Annotated in this window: 13 protein-coding genes; 8 read left to right on the top strand and 5 right to left on the bottom strand. The window is 69.8% G+C overall.

Annotated elements, in window-relative coordinates:
• The first annotated feature begins 36 nt into the window (after positions 1-36).
• From ACNYS0_RS38390 to ACNYS0_RS38380, 3 genes are all read left to right on the top strand, one after another.
• Entirely contained in the window at positions 37-1,332 is a 1,296-nt protein-coding gene (locus ACNYS0_RS38390) for a family 2 encapsulin nanocompartment cargo protein terpene cyclase (protein ID WP_422480740.1), read from the top strand.
• 16 nt (positions 1,333-1,348) lie between these two features.
• Positions 1,349-2,239 carry a geranyl diphosphate 2-C-methyltransferase gene (locus ACNYS0_RS38385; RefSeq protein ID WP_422480737.1) on the top strand — a complete coding sequence of 297 codons (891 nt, stop codon included), beginning with the start codon at positions 1,349-1,351 and terminating at the stop codon, positions 2,237-2,239.
• Positions 2,240-2,400: 161 nt separating this feature from the next.
• Entirely contained in the window at positions 2,401-3,504 is a 1,104-nt protein-coding gene (locus ACNYS0_RS38380) for a hypothetical protein (RefSeq protein ID WP_422480735.1), read from the top strand.
• 41 nt (positions 3,505-3,545) lie between these two features.
• Here the strand turns inward: ACNYS0_RS38380 and ACNYS0_RS38375 are convergent, their stop codons facing one another.
• Entirely contained in the window at positions 3,546-4,235 is a 690-nt protein-coding gene (locus ACNYS0_RS38375) for a response regulator (protein WP_422480733.1), read from the bottom strand.
• A gap of 6 nt (positions 4,236-4,241) precedes the next feature.
• Positions 4,242-5,420, bottom strand: coding sequence for a sensor histidine kinase (locus ACNYS0_RS38370; protein ID WP_422480731.1), 1,179 nt, complete (start codon positions 5,418-5,420; stop codon positions 4,242-4,244).
• A gap of 194 nt (positions 5,421-5,614) precedes the next feature.
• On the opposite strand from ACNYS0_RS38370, the gene ACNYS0_RS38365 reads away from it, so the two are divergent.
• Both ACNYS0_RS38365 and ACNYS0_RS38360 read left to right on the top strand, forming a co-directional pair.
• Complete coding sequence (locus ACNYS0_RS38365) at positions 5,615-7,156, top strand: alpha/beta hydrolase (protein ID WP_422480729.1); 1,542 nt, start codon at positions 5,615-5,617, stop codon at positions 7,154-7,156.
• 219 nt (positions 7,157-7,375) lie between these two features.
• Positions 7,376-7,870 (top strand): hypothetical protein, encoded by a 495-nt coding sequence (locus ACNYS0_RS38360; RefSeq protein ID WP_422480727.1) that lies wholly within the window; start codon positions 7,376-7,378, stop codon positions 7,868-7,870.
• Here ACNYS0_RS38360 and ACNYS0_RS38355 read toward each other — a convergent pair.
• Genes ACNYS0_RS38355 through ACNYS0_RS38345 form a run of 3 tightly spaced genes read right to left on the bottom strand, consistent with a single transcriptional unit; the run spans position 7,797 to position 9,477 of the window.
• Positions 7,797-8,138 carry a hypothetical protein gene (locus ACNYS0_RS38355; RefSeq protein WP_422480725.1) on the bottom strand — a complete coding sequence of 114 codons (342 nt, stop codon included), beginning with the start codon at positions 8,136-8,138 and terminating at the stop codon, positions 7,797-7,799. The two genes, ACNYS0_RS38360 and ACNYS0_RS38355, sit on opposite strands and share 74 nt — an antisense overlap.
• The gene (locus ACNYS0_RS38350) at positions 8,129-8,467 is read right to left on the bottom strand and encodes an SDR family NAD(P)-dependent oxidoreductase (protein WP_422480723.1); all 339 of its coding nucleotides are present in this window, start codon (positions 8,465-8,467) and stop codon (positions 8,129-8,131) included. Before ACNYS0_RS38350 ends, ACNYS0_RS38355 begins: the two co-directional genes overlap by 10 nt.
• Positions 8,464-9,477: a LacI family DNA-binding transcriptional regulator gene (locus tag ACNYS0_RS38345; protein ID WP_422480721.1), complete on the bottom strand. Its 1,014-nt coding sequence runs from the start codon at positions 9,475-9,477 to the stop codon at positions 8,464-8,466. The genes ACNYS0_RS38350 and ACNYS0_RS38345 overlap by 4 nt, the downstream gene beginning before the upstream one ends.
• Positions 9,478-9,734: 257 nt before the next feature.
• Between ACNYS0_RS38345 and ACNYS0_RS38340 the strand changes: the two genes are divergently transcribed.
• The 3 genes from ACNYS0_RS38340 (at position 9,735) to ACNYS0_RS38330 (ending at position 12,888) form a co-directional block, all read left to right on the top strand.
• Positions 9,735-11,096 carry an ABC transporter substrate-binding protein gene (locus tag ACNYS0_RS38340; RefSeq protein ID WP_422480719.1) on the top strand — a complete coding sequence of 454 codons (1,362 nt, stop codon included), beginning with the start codon at positions 9,735-9,737 and terminating at the stop codon, positions 11,094-11,096.
• 158 nt (positions 11,097-11,254) lie between these two features.
• Positions 11,255-12,019 (top strand): carbohydrate ABC transporter permease, encoded by a 765-nt coding sequence (locus ACNYS0_RS38335; protein ID WP_422480717.1) that lies wholly within the window; start codon positions 11,255-11,257, stop codon positions 12,017-12,019.
• Positions 12,020-12,024: 5 nt separating this feature from the next.
• Complete coding sequence (locus ACNYS0_RS38330; protein WP_422480715.1) at positions 12,025-12,888, top strand: carbohydrate ABC transporter permease; 864 nt, start codon at positions 12,025-12,027, stop codon at positions 12,886-12,888.
• The last annotated feature ends 57 nt before the right edge of the window (positions 12,889-12,945 follow it).

The raw sequence follows: 12,945 nt of genomic DNA, 5'->3' as shown, positions 1-12,945 counted from the left end.
CGCCCACCCCGCCGAGGAGCCCTCAAGGAGACATGGATGCCCCCGCCTGAGCCGACACCTCCGCAGTCGACCCTGCCGGAAGCGGCCGCCCGCTTCGGGGCGCAGGTCCTGGCCGACGCCGCGGCCCGCGCCCGCGACATCGGCGCCGTCACGGGCGGTCCGCCGCGCGTGCCCGCGCAGACCGCGCAGGCCCCGGCCATCGAGGTTCCGGCACCCCACGTGCCGCCTGTGAGCGCGGACTTGGAGCGGCTGCTGCGCGGACCCAGCGGCCTCGGCACCGCGGGACTGCGGCTGACTCCGCGCGAGGAGCCGCCGACACACCGACCGGCGACGCCGACCGGTGTCTCCGCGAAGGGCCGGCCCGTTCCCGGCCTGTACCACCACCCGGCGCCGGAGCCCGATCCCGTACGGGTCGCGGAGGTCAGCCGCAGGATCAAGGCCTGGGCGATGGACGAGGTCGACCTGTACCCCGACGACTGGGAGGAGGAGTTCGACGGGTTCTCCGTGGGCAGCTACATGGTCGGCTGCCACCCCGACGCACCCACCGTCGACCACGTCATGATCGCCACCCGGCTGATGATGGCGGAGAACGCGCTGGACGACTGCTACTGCGAGGACCACGGGGGCTCGCCTGTCGGCCTCGGCTCCCGCCTCCTGCTGGCGCACACCACCCTCGACCCGCTGTACACGACGCAGGAGTACCAGCCGCAGTGGGCCGAGTCGCTCCACGCGGACGCGCCCCGGCGCGCGTACCGCTCGGCCATGGAGTACTTCGTCCGGGCGAGCAGCCCCTCCCAGGCCGACCGGTACCGGCACGACATGGCCCGCCTGCACATGGGCTATCTCGCGGAGGCCGCCTGGTCCGAGCACGACCACGTACCCGAGGTGTGGGAGTACCTGGCGATGCGCCAGTTCAACAACTTCCGCCCCTGCCCGACCATCACCGACACCGTCGGCGGCTACGAACTGCCGGCGGATCTGCACGCCCTGCCGGACATGCAGAAGGTCATCGCGCTCGCCGGGAACGCGACGACCATCGTCAACGACCTGTACTCCTACACGAAGGAACTCGACGCCCCCGGACGGCACTTGAACCTGCCGGTCGTGATCGCCGAACGCGAGGACCTGTCCGACAAGGAGGCCTACCTCAAGTCGGTCGAGGTCCACAACGAACTCATGCACGCCTTCGAGACAGAGGCCGCGGCCCTGGCCGCCGCCTGCCCGCTCCCGAACGTCCAGCGCTTCTTGCGGGGCGTCGCGGCGTGGGTCGACGGCAACCACCAATGGCACCAGAACAACACCTACCGCTACAGCCTGCCCGACTTCTGGTAAGAGATAGGACTCATCAGTGACCAGCACCGAACTCACCGCCACGGCCCACAGCACCGCCACCCCGTTCATCCCCGAGCCGGCCACCCCCTATCAGGGGGACATCGCCCGCTACTGGGACGGCGAGGCCCGGCCGGTCAATCTGCGACTCGGCGATGTCGACGGTCTGTACCACCACCACTACGGCATCGGCGCGGTCGACCATGCCGCGCTCGGCGACCCGGCGGGCGACGCGAGCGAGCAGAAGCTGATCGCCGAGCTGCACCGCCTCGAGTCCGCCCAGGCCGCGTACCTGCTCGGGCACCTCGGTGACATCGGGCGCGACGACACCCTCGTGGACGCCGGCTGCGGGCGCGGCGGCTCGATGGTGATGGCGCACCAGCACTTCGGGAGCAAGGTCGAGGGGGTCACACTCTCGGCCAAGCAGGCCGACTTCGCCAATGGCCGGGCCGAGGAGCTCGGCATCCAGGACCACGTCAGGGCCCGTGTCTGCAACATGCTGGACACCCCTTTCGAGACCGGGCAGATCTCGGCGTCGTGGAACAACGAGTCGACCATGTACGTCGACCTGCACGACCTGTTCGCCGAGCACTCCCGCATCCTGGAGGTCGGCGGCCGCTACGTCACCATCACGGGCTGCTGGAACCCGCGCTACGGGCAGCCCTCGAAGTGGGTGTCCCAGATCAACGCGCACTTCGAGTGCAACATCCACTCGCGCCGCGAGTACCTGCGTGCGATGGCCGACAACCGTCTCGTGCCGCAGGCCGTCATCGACCTGACCCCCGACACCCTCCCGTACTGGGAGCTGCGGGCCACGTCGTCGCTGGTCACGGGCATCGAGGACGCGTTCATCAACTCGTACAGGGACGGCTCGTTCCAGTACCTGCTGATCGCGGCGGACCGCGTGTGATCGTCCGCTGAGCCTGGGAGGCGGGGCCGTTGTCGAACGGTCCCGCCTCCTCCTTGTGTGTCACCCGGCGCTCGCGCCTGTGCCATGATCCGTCGACGGCGACCGGCCCTGGGGAGGGACCGGTCGCCACGGAGACCGCACGGCACAAGGGGAGTTCACAGGTGAATTCGGGTGGGGAGCACAGCGGTTCGTCGCTGTCGGACGAGGATTGGGAGCGCTTCCTCCAGGAGTCCGAGGACGGCGTACGGGACGCGCCCAAGGAACCGTCGGCGCGCGCCCGCATGGTGACGCGCCGCCTGCGGGAGGAGGACGCGCGGGCCGAGCCCTGGCGCGCACACCAGCCGCCCCGGCCGCGCGGGCGCAAGGGCTGGTACGCGCTCGGTGTGGTGGCGGCGGTGGCCGTGGCGCTCGTGGCGCTCAACCCGGGGCGAGTGACGGGCTGGTTCACCGGCGGCTCCGACGCAGACGCGGCACCCCTGGCCGCGGAGACCTCCCGCCCCACGGCTCCGCCGCCGGACGGGTCGGCAGCGCGCCCCACGCTGGACGAGCCGTTCAGGGGCTCACCCGCGGCGCGCTGGGCCTCCGGGGCGGCCGGGATCTCCGTGCCGGTGGCACGGGCCACGGGGTGGATGAGCACATCGCAGGTCGCTCGCACCCTCGACCGCTCCCGTGACTTCCTCACCGCGTCCAGCCTGGACCCGGACGTCCTGCGCGGCGAACGCCCCACCGAGGCCATCGCCCTCATCAATCCCCACCAGCCGAAGGAAGCCGCCTTCCTGAACACCTCGCTGACCGCGCCGAGCGAGAAGTACAACCCGCTCGTGCTGTTCAGCCGCTTCGACACCGCGAAGGTGAAGCTGGTCGGCGATGTGGTCAAGACGCGCGGCCGCATCACGTACGGCGAGGGCGACAAGGGGGCAGTGAAGGTCACGACGGATGTCACGTACGTGTACCCGGTGATGAGCACGGAGGCGGGCGGCGACGACCGTGTCACGCGCGTCATCGTCCGCCGCGAAGTGGTGATGAACTGGCCCGACCCGTCGAGGATCGTCACCGAGCCGGGCACCTTCTCGGTCGTCTCGAACCGCGTGAGCACCACCAACGCGGGCTGCGAGACGTACAACGGCTTCCTCACCCCGTCGTTCACCGACGACCGCGACTCCGGCGAAGGCGCCGTGGTGGATCCTTACGACCGGAGTACCGCGATGGACGAGCGGATGGGCGGCGCCGGGGACGAGAAGTGCGGCACCGCGACACGGTCGTGAGCCGAGCACCGCACAGGTGACTGGCCGTCACGGACAGCGGGTCATTCGGCCGCGTCGCGCACCAGCAGCGCGATCTGCACCCGGTTCTCGACGGCCAGCTTGGTGAACAGGCTGCCGATGTGGGCCTTGACGGTCGCGACGCTGATGTGGAGCCGCTTGGCGATCTCCGGGTTGCCGAGGCCGTCCGCGACGGCCCGCGCGGTGTCGAGTTCGCGTTCGGTCAGGGCCGACAGGCGTTTGCGCGCGGCCTCGCGGGACGCCCCGCGGGTGTCACTGGACCGCGGGCCGGTCGCCGCGGCGATCACCCGCGCGGTGGCCTGCGGGGACAGGACGGGGTTGCCGTCCGCGACCGTGCGCACCGCGTCGGCGATCCGGGCGGGCGGGGTGTCCTTGAGGACGAAGCCGAGCGCTCCGGCCCGCAGTGCGCCGAGCACCATGTCGTCGGAGTCGAACGTGGTGAGCACGAGCACCCGCGGAGGTGTCTCCCCTGCGAGGACCTCCCGGGTCGCGCTGAGACCGTCGCGGCCCGGCATCCGTACGTCCATCAGCACGACGTCGGGCCGGTGTTCGTCCACCGCGCCGATCGCGGCGTCCCCGTCGGCCGCCTCCGCGACGACCGTCAGATCCGGTTCGCCGTCGATGATGAGGCGCAGCGCCATCCGCACCAACTGGTCGTCGTCGACGATGGCGACGCGCACGACACGTCCCGCCGGTTCCCGCTCGCTGTCCACGCGCGCTCATTTCTCGTAGGGGGCGTACGGCCAAGGTAGTTGGGCGGTGAGGACATACCCGCCGTCCGGTGTCGGGCGGTGGTCGAGTCGTCCGCCGGCGAGGGTGACCCGCTCACCGAGGCCGAGCAGGCCGAACCCGGAGGACGGTGTCCGGGCCGGGCGGGACGAGCCCCGGGAATTGCGGATGCCGACGTGCAGTTCGCCGCCTTCCGTTCCTTCGATGGTGACGTGCACGTCGGCGCCGGGGGCGTGTTTGGCCGCGTTGGTGAGTCCCTCCTGCACGACGCGGTAGCAGGTGCGTGCGACGGTCTCGGACGGTGTGCCCGTCACGGTGGTGGTGAGGGTGACATCGAGGCCCGACGTACGGGCGTCGTCGACGAGTGCGGGGACGCCGTCGAGGGAGGGCTGCGGTGCCTCCGGAGAATCCGGTCCCGCGCGGAGCACCCCGAGGACGTCCCGCAGCTCCTCCAGGGCGTGGTGGGAGCCGTCGGCGATGCCGCGGACCAGCATGCGGTGCTCCTCGGGTTCGAGGTCGGCGCGGTGGTCGAGGACTCCGGCCTGCATGGCGACCAGGGAGATCCGGTGGGCCAGCACGTCGTGCATCTCGCGGGCAATGCGGTTGCGCTCCTGGGCCCGCACCTGCGCGGCGCGCGCCGTCTGTTCCCGCTCCAGGCTCGCGGCCCGCTCCCGCAGCGACCGCACCTCCGCCCGGCGCGCCCCGACGGCTGTGCCGACGGCCACCGCGATGCCCGCGGTCAGGGCCGGAAACAGCAGTCGGGCCCAGACCGGGCCATTCGTGACGTCGACCGGGTAGAACTGGGCGGCGAACGTGGACGCGGCCACGTAGAGCACGATGGCGGCACCGATCTCCACCCGGCGGCGGCGCGTGGCGAGCGAGGCCAGGGCCAGGAGCGCGGCGCCGGTGGCGAACCCCGAGGTGGTCGAGGCGGCCACGACGGTGAGTGTCACGGTGCGCGGGAACCGGCGCCGCCACAACAGCAGCACCAGACAGCCGAGCGCCACCAGTGGTTCCCCGGTGCTGAACCAGGAGCCGGTCTCGGCCGCCTTTCCGGGCCGCATCAGCACACCCGCGAAAAGCCATACGGGCACACCCGCCGCCAGCGCGGCCGCCAGCCTCCAGGCCTGCTCCCGCCGTGTGAGCGGCGGCGCCGCGTCCGTGTTCATGCCGCCATTGTCGCGAGACGGCACGGGCCGACGCAGCCGACCAAGGTAGGCAAGACCCCCTACTCCGGTCGAACCGCCGCCCGACCGTGGTCGAAGACGGGTCGGGACGCCGGGCCGATGTGCCGGCGGCGCCCGCTGAACAGACTCGTTCACATGCGGCCGGACAAATGCCGCCTCGTATCGGAGGAGACACCATGCGCAGAAGGAAGAAGCCCCTTTGCCTCGGCCTCGCCGCCACCGCGGTGGTGACTGCCACCATCGCGGGAGTGTCACTGACGGCGACGCCGGACACCGCCGAGGCTTCGTCCGGAGACACTCTGCGGTGGGGTCCGTGCGCCAAGAACCCGAAGGGGCCAGAGGGGCCCCGGAAGTCGAGGAAGTCAACTGGGTCCGGCCAGGATCCTGCCTCCCGGATGGAGTGCGCGACGCTCCAAGTCCCCCTGGACTACGGGGATCCGGACGGCCGGCAGATCGACATCGCCGTCTCCCGGCTGGCGAGCGAGAAGCCCGCGAAGCGGCGCGGCGTGCTGCTGGTGAATCCGGGCGGCCCCGGCATCACGTCGCTCGGCTACCCGTACGCCCTCGCCACCACCGGGCTGCCGCAGGAGGTGCAGGACTCGTACGACCTCATCGGCTTCGATCCGCGAGGCGTCGGCCGCAGCACCCAGGTGACCTGCGACCTCACGGAGAAGCAGCAGGCTCACGGCAACATCCCGCCGTACACGCACGACGCGGCCGACGTCGCCAAGGAGGCGCCTTACGCGCGGAAGGTCGCCGATCAGTGCGCCACCTCGAAGTCGTCCTGGATGCTGCCGCATGTCACCACGGCGAACGCCGCGCGCGACATGGACCGGATCAGGGCGGCGCTCGGCGAGCCGAGGATCTCGTACCTCGGTGCCTCCTACGGCACCCAGCTCGGTTCGGTGTACACGACGCTGTTCCCCCGGCGCGACGACCGGATCGTGCTGGACAGCAACCTGGGCCCCGGCGGCTACGACGTGACGGCGATGCGGATGTTCGCGCGCGGCATGGAGGAACGGTTCCCGGACTTCGCGGAGTTCGCCGCCGCACACCCCGAGTACGGCCTGGGCACCACACCTGGGCAGGTGACGGCGAAGTTCTACGAGCTGGCGCAGCGACTGGATGCCGAACCGGTCCAGGGCTACGACGGCACGGTGTTCCGCGGGAAGACGCTCGACAGCCTCTACACGGATGCGGGCATGGCCACGCTGGCCAAGACCTGGCAGGCCCTCGACACCGACAAGCCGCTGCCCGACGACCCGCCGCTGCCGGACCTCGAGAACGCCATGGCCGCCCGCTTCCACACCATCTGCAACGACAGCCGCTGGCCGCGATCGATCGCCGCGTATCAGCGCAACGCCGGGATCGACCGCGTCCGCTACCCGAAACTGGGCGGCTCCACGGCCGGCATCGGCCCGTGCGCCTTCTGGCCGACCGAGCGGACCGAGCCGCCCGTACGCATCGGCGCCAAGGGCCCGTCGAACGTCCTCATGGTGCAGAACGAACGGGACCCGGGAACACCGCTGGCCGGCGCCGAGAAGCTGCGCCAGGCCTTCGGCCACCGGGCCGTGATGGTGACGGCCGACCAGGGCGGCCACGGCGTCTACCCGACCGGCACCAACGGGTGCGCGAACGACGCGGTGACGACGTATCTGACCACCGGGAAGCGTCCGCCGAAGGACGTCGACTGCCCGGCGGAGCAACCGGCCACATAGCGCGACGACCGTCACCGAGATCGGAACCAACAACAGGCACGGGGAACGGGAGTACGGACATGCTCAAGGAATGGCGACGGGACCGGGCGGTGCGGCGGGTGAAGCCCGGCGACGGCCGGGACCTGGAGCGCTTCCGCTGGTGGCAGCGGCTCTCCCGAGCCCTGTTCCACCTCCACCTGACGGACGGCGACACCGGCCGACTGGTCCGCTACGCCGTGGATGCGGCACGGCCAGAACCAGAGCTCCGGCAACGTCAAGGCGCAGCTCTACCGCGACGGCACACAACTCGCCGTGTCCAAACTCCCCGCCGTCTTCCCCGTCCCCGGCGGCACCGTCGAGGTGGCGACGAGCGCCTTCGGCCTCAAGCGCTGCCACTACGTCACCGCCGAGGGCCATGAGCAGCAGCTCACGCCCGACCCGGCCTCCGCCGAGGGCCACCGCGCGAACCTCGACCGCAAGCATCCGACACTGAGCCGCGCGCTCGGTGTCCTCTCGACGGTGGCACTGGCCGCGGCCCTCGCTCTGCTCCTCTCCCAACTGGCCGAGAAGCTGACGCGTCCACCCGAAATCGCCCACCACATCGGAACGTTCACGTCGCCGGTGCACCTGTCGCCATGGATGAACATCGCGGCCGCCCTCGTCACGGCGACGGCAAGCACGGAACGGGCCCTGCGACTGCGCTACAGCCGCCTTCTGGACGGCGGGGTGGGCTGACGTCCCGGGGCCTGGCTTTCATCATTGGTGAACAGGAGCAGCACGGCGTGGGCGATCTCGTCCTCGGTGCCGAGCCGGTGCAGGACCGGGCCGGACGCTGCGCCCAGAGGTTGCCGTCGATGGTGCTGGGCGAGACGACGTTGACGCGGACCGGTGCGTGTTCGAGGGCCAGCCCTCGCCCGAGCCCCTCGATCGCCGCGTCGCACGCGGCGTAGGTGGGTGCGGGCGCCGGGGGCCGGGCCCCAGCGGCACCGGACATCAGAACCACGGATCCGTCCGCCGCCAGCTTGGGCGCGGCATGGCGCACGGCGTGGTACTGGCCCCAGAACTTGCCACGAGCGAGGAGCTGTCCGTGACGTCCACGGTCCGCCACGTCACCGCACGGCCCACTTGCTCCGCCGCGGCCGCCAGGCGCTCGGGAGTACGGCCTCCCAGGACGACGCGGGCGCCGGCGGCGGCCGCTTGATGCGCGACCCGCAGCCCGATGCCCGAGCCACCTCCGATCAGGGCGACCGTGCGCCCTTCGAGCCGCCCCTCGTGGTGGGCTTCACGCGTGTCCCCATTCCGCTCCTGTCGACCGCCCGTCCTCGAGGTCATCGACTTCGCGTACTACCTCTCACCACCAACCGATACGGCGCTTTCGCGTCGGCCGGTGGCGGCGCCGTGCCCTCGATGACGGCCACCAGCGTGCCCACCGCGGTGCGCGCGAGGGCCCCCTTGTCGGGGGCGATGGTGGTGAGTGTCGGTGAGCTGTACTCGCCTTCCTGGATGCCGTCGACACCAACGACAGCGATGTCCTCGGGCACTCGTACACCACGCTCGGCGAGTACGTGCATCGCACCGATGGCAAGGAGGTCGTTGTAGCAGAAGACGGCATCGGGCGGCTCGGGCAGGGCGAGGAGCTGCCGCATCGCCTGAGCACCGAACTTTCGGTGGAAGTGCGGGGTGGAGACGATGAGGTCCTCGTCGACGGGCAGGCCGGCCCGCTCCAACGCCTGGCGGTATCCCAAGGTGCGCAGTTGGGCGGTTTCGCCGGTGCTGTAGGGCTGGTCACCGATGGCCGCGATGCGTCGGCATCCTGTGGCGGCGAGGTGTGCGGTGGCTTCGCGCGCCGCCGTGATGTTGTCGATGGCCACGTGGTGAAAGCTGCCGTTGAAGATGTGCTCGCCGAGCAGGACGAGGGGGACCCGGTTGGAGCGGGTTTGCAGTTCGTCCTCGGAGATGGACAGTGGGCTGAGCAGCAGTCCGTCGAACATGGTGGCGCGCGACTCGCGGCCGAGCAGCGCACGTTCACGCTCGCCGTCCCCGTCGGTCTGGTCGAGCATCACCACATATCCGTGCGCGCGCGCCGCGGTGATGATCTCCCGGGCCAGTTCGGCGAAGTAGGGGACGTCCAGCTCCGGTACGACGAGGGCGAGCATGCCCGTGCGCCCGTGGCGCAGGTTGCGCGCGACGAGGTTGGGCCGGTAGTCCAGCTCCTCCAACGCCACTTCGACGCGGGTTCGCAGTTCGTCGGAGACGGGCACGGACGCGTTGACCACGTTCGACACCGTACGGATGGAAACTCCCGCGCGCCTGGCGACGTCGCGAAGGGTTGACCCGGCCATCCCACAGGCCCCTCTCTGTCGGTGTTCCGCCCACAGCACCCCTGCACCTGGCTGTTCTGCATGGCGGCAAGCCGAATGTTACCCAGGTATTGCATCGATGCAAAAGCTGCAGCATCATCTCTGCATCGTTGCAATCCGGGCTGTGCACACTGCAGTTCGCGCAGTGGTGACGTCTCGGCGCGGACTCTGAGTTCGCTGCCGGATGACTGTGCCGCCCCCTGTCCCGGTGACCGCTTTCCCTCGGAGGAGCCGCGCCCATGACCCGACCACCCGTTCCGCGCCGCCGTGTTCTGCGCGGCGCCTTGGGCGCCGGCGCCCTCGCCGCCGGCGTCGGTCCGCTCGCCGCCTGCGCGCCAGGGTCCGACCTGAGCAAGCCACGCGCGCTGAAGTCGGCGTCCACCGCCTCGGCCAAGGGTGAGATCACCATCTGGAGCCGCTCGGGAGATCTGTACAAGGTCTTCGACTCGGCCATCGACAAGTTCCGCTCGGCGTATCCGCGGGTGAAGGTGAACCATCAGGCCGTCGACATCGACGCCAAACTCGCCAACACCCTGATCAGCGGGGCGGATCTGCCGGACGGAAGCTTCTGGGACGATGCGAAGATCGGCAGTCAGGCTGAGCACCTCTACGATCTGACCGACCTGATCGAGCCGTACCGCAAGCAGACTTCGGCGTACAAGCTGTCGGTCAACACGGTGGGGGGCCGCATCTACGGCGTCCCCTGGGACCTCGACCCGGGACTGCTCTGGTACCGCGAGGATCTGCTGGAGGACGCGGGGGTCGACCCGGCGGGACTCTCGACGTACGACGATCTGCTGGACGCGGCACGGGCGTTGAAGGAGAAGAACCCGAAGGCGGGCCCGATCCACCTGGACAAGGATCCTTTCCTCGCCCAGTTGTGGCTGGAGATGCTCGCCAACCAGCAGGGCACGAGCCTCGCGGACGCCGAGGGCAAGGTACGTCTCGACTCCAAGGAGTACCGCTCCACCCTCGCCTGGATCCGCTCGGCGGTGCACGAGGGGCTGACGACACACACCGAGTACCTCAAGCAGGGCGACATCGCCGCTCTGGAGGACGGCCGACAGGCGCTGGTCCCCTGGGCGGTGTGGTGGTCGTTCGCTCCCCAGCAATTGCTGAAGAAGACCAAGGGCAGGTGGCGGGCCACCCAGCTGCCGGCCTGGACACCGGGCGGCGCGCGCAGCGGCGCGATGGGCGGCAGCAGTTTCATCATTCCGGCCAAGGCGAAGAACCCCGAACTCGCTTGGCTGCTCTATGAGTTCCTGTGCTTCAAAAAGCCCGGGTACACCGCGGTGTACGGGCCGGGCAGCGTGTACCCCGGCGGCCTCAACACCTCGGTGCCCAGCTATACACCGGCCCGCAGGGCCGACCGGCCGCTGTTCAAGCCGGTGGAGACGCTCGGCGGCCAGGACCTGTGGAAGGTCGCCGTGGATGCCGCCGCTTCCGTCCCGGCGGCCGCACCGATCCCGGCCTGGTGGAGCAAGTCGGTCGACTACCTCGGCAACAATCTCCAGCGACTGATGGAAGGGGACATGACGCCCGACGACGTCATCGACGACTCCACCCGCAAGATCCAGCGGAACCTGGTGGATCGCGCATGACCCAGGCGACCCTCACTCCTCCACGACGTGCGACACACGAAAAGCCCGCGCCGCCTCGTTCCCGCCGCCGGCTTTTCCTCACGCCGTATCTGTTCGTCGCCCCGTTCTACGTCGTGTTCGCAGCGTTCGGACTCTACCCACTCATTTTCGCACTGCAGTTGAGCTTCACCCATTGGAAGGGCACCGGCGCGGCACGCTTCATCGGCCTCGACAACTACACCTACCTGCTGACCAGTCCCGAATTCTGGTCGTCCCTGGGCAACAGCGCGATGATGTGGCTGCTGATCGTGCCCGTGCAGATCGTGGGTGGTCTCGCCGCTGCGGTGCTGCTCGCCAACGCCCGGCTGAGACTGCGGGGCATGTTCCGGGTCGCGTTCATCGCACCCTTCGTCACTCCGCTGGTGGCCATGGCCCAGGTGTGGATCGTGGTCTTCGACACCGACTACGGGCTCGTCAATCACCTCCTGCACCTGGTGGGTCTGCCGGAGGTCGCCTGGCTCACCTCGACCACCTGGGCCAAGCCCACGCTCGCGCTGCTCTTCCTGTGGAAGACCACCGGATTCGCCATCATCATCCTGCTCGCGGGCCTTCAGTCCGTCCCGCCCGACGTGTACGAGGCCGCGGCGCTCGACGGGGCCTCGCGTCGACGGCAGTTCTGGTCACTGACACTTCCGCTGGTCCGTCGCAGCATCGCCTTCCTCGTCGTCATCCAGACCCTCGCGGTGTTCCAGATGTTCGCGGAACCCTTCGTCGTCACCCAGGGCGGGCCGTACGGCTCGACCACCACCGGCGGCCTGTACCTGTACAACCACATCACGTCGTCCGACCTCGGGACCGGTGCGGCCAACTCGTTCCTGCTCGTCCTGCTGGTGTTCGCCCTGTCCCTGCTGTCCGTGCGCATGCTGCGCTCTCGAGACAAGTGACGCATATGAAGCACAAGAGTCTCTCCCAGCCCGGGCCCGGCCCGTTCCAGTACCTCGTCCTGGGCGCCCTGGCCGTGCTGTTCGTCTATCCCATCTGGTGGGCGGTCAGCTCCTCGCTGAAACCGCCGAACGAGATCGTCCGCGCCCCGCTGTCCTTCTCCCCCGGCTCCGCCACTCTCGACAACTACACGTCAATGCTCCACGACGTGCCGATCGGGACCGGGTTCCTCAACACCATGCTGGTTGTCGTGATCAAGGGAGCCCTCACCCTGGGCTTCTGCCCACTGGCCGGCTACGCCTTCGCCAAGTACCGCTTCCCGGGCCGCGATCTGCTCTTCGGCGTCCTCATGCTCACGCTGATGCTGCCGACCCTGGTACTGATCATTCCGCTGCTCCTGGAAATGAGTCAGCTGGGCTGGACCAACACCTACCAGGCGCTGATCCTGCCGGGCAGCATCGACGCCTTCGGCGTCTTCTGGATGAGGCAGACCATCGCCGCCGTCCCGGACGAACTCCTCGACGCGGGACGGGTGGACGGAGCGAGCGAGTTCGGGGTCTTCGCCCGCATCGTGGTGCCCGTCATCCGCCCGGGGCTCGCCGCACTCGGCGTACTCACCGCCATGAACATCTACAACGACTTCGTCTGGCCGGTCGTCGCCGTCAACGACGAGCGCCACCAGACCCTCCAGGTCGTCCTGTCCACCCTCGCCCAGAACGTCACCGGCAACCGCGTCGGCGCCGACTTCGGCACCGTGTGGGGTGAACTGCTGGCCGCGGGCAGCATCGCGATGCTGCCCGTGCTGCTGCTCTTCATCCTGCTGCAGCGGCACTTCATCAACGGGATCCTCGCGGGCAGCGTCAAGGGCTGACACCCCACCGTCGGCGGCAACGGCCGTCCGCCACCGGTTCCACCCTCCCATCAGCAC

Origin of the sequence: Streptomyces anthophorae (genome assembly GCF_049310305.1) — a bacterium.
Classification (GTDB): Bacteria; Actinomycetota; Actinomycetes; order Streptomycetales; family Streptomycetaceae; genus Streptomyces.
This window is presented reverse-complemented; position numbering and strand designations above follow the sequence as displayed.